Source organism: Aneurinibacillus thermoaerophilus (assembly GCF_900099925.1).
Taxonomy (GTDB): Bacteria; Bacillota; Bacilli; order Aneurinibacillales; family Aneurinibacillaceae; genus Aneurinibacillus; species Aneurinibacillus thermoaerophilus.
This window is the reverse complement of sequence record NZ_FNDE01000102.1, coordinates 1-1,123: the sequence shown is the minus strand read 5'-3', so window position 1 is coordinate 1,123 and position 1,123 is coordinate 1. Positions and strand designations below refer to the sequence as shown.

The following is a 1,123-nucleotide window of genomic DNA, read 5'->3' as shown; positions in this document are numbered from 1 at the left end:
GAGCCACCCACCGGACTCCCGGCGGGCGGCTGGTTTATGCTACTTCACAGCTCGAAGCTGCTCACGCTCGTAATCTTCCAATTCCATTTGATAATCAGCTTCCCGAACTGCTGCTGCAAACTTCTCGATGCCGGTTTCCCATAAACCATGGCGCTGAATGATTTCACTGAACTCCTCAACATCATGCTCACGCATTTGCCAACTGTCCGGCGCTGTAGCTGGCTCGTATTTTTCCTCCCACTCTTTCGTCTTTTCGTTCCATACACGTTCGCTCTTGCGTTTAAAATGGCACAACTCATGGTCTACCAGGGCCTGGCGCTGATCGGGAGTAAACAATCGCCAGGCATCTTTGTTGATAAAGACAAACAGCATATAACCCGTCACATGTCGTTCAAAAGCCGTACACTTCTTTGCCTTGCCAGCCCAATCGCTATTTCCATCGCGAAAATAATATCCAATAACTTCTTTTGCATCTTTAAGATGAGGATGATGCTTATCGATAATCTTGCCTGCCATTTCACGTACTTCTGGTGCTTCTTCAAAAAACACTGCACTCATACAGCTACGCCTCCTATATTCCAGATTTGATTTACTACAGCCAGATAATCCACCGGAACTCGTCCAGGCGATACATGATAGGCATACACATCGAAGTCCTGCAATGGAATGCTCTTTGTTCCCCGGCCCCCTACCTTCGCGCGCCGCCAGTATTGTGCCAACACCTCATACGGCAGTAGATACACTGTTTGGTGCTTGGCAAATTCAATCAGCATAAAACTGATCGCACCGCATCCATGGCACTTTGCTAGATATTCGACCTGGTGCTCATGCACATTGTCCAGCGGAAACCGCGTAAGCTCCTTCGTGCTTTTGGCTTCGAATACGATAGACCGACCTGCATATGTCCCGTCATAATCCACAGTAGACGGCTTCTCAAGATACCCGTTTATCATGCCGCGCGCGTTCCGGCCAAGAATTTTCACCGGCGTGGGTCGTTTGTTGATGACGGCCACTCCTTGCTGCTCATACAGTTTGTTCGTATAGTCAAGCATCTGCTCAAACGCCATACCGCGATTAGCAAAACTACTTTTTCCCCATCCTGTCATGCTTTCTTCCTCCGTTG

Annotated in this window: 2 protein-coding genes; both read right to left on the bottom strand. The window is 48.8% G+C overall.

The features are described from left to right. Window positions 1-39: 39 nt before the first annotated feature. Entirely contained in the window at window positions 40-558 is a 519-nt protein-coding gene (locus tag BLR88_RS18885; protein WP_091261655.1) for a putative metallopeptidase, read from the bottom strand. Then, a partial coding sequence (locus tag BLR88_RS18880; RefSeq protein ID WP_322787688.1) for a Holliday junction resolvase RecU occupies window positions 555-1,123 on the bottom strand: 569 nt, incomplete at its 5' end. The genes BLR88_RS18880 and BLR88_RS18885, both read right to left, overlap by 4 nt.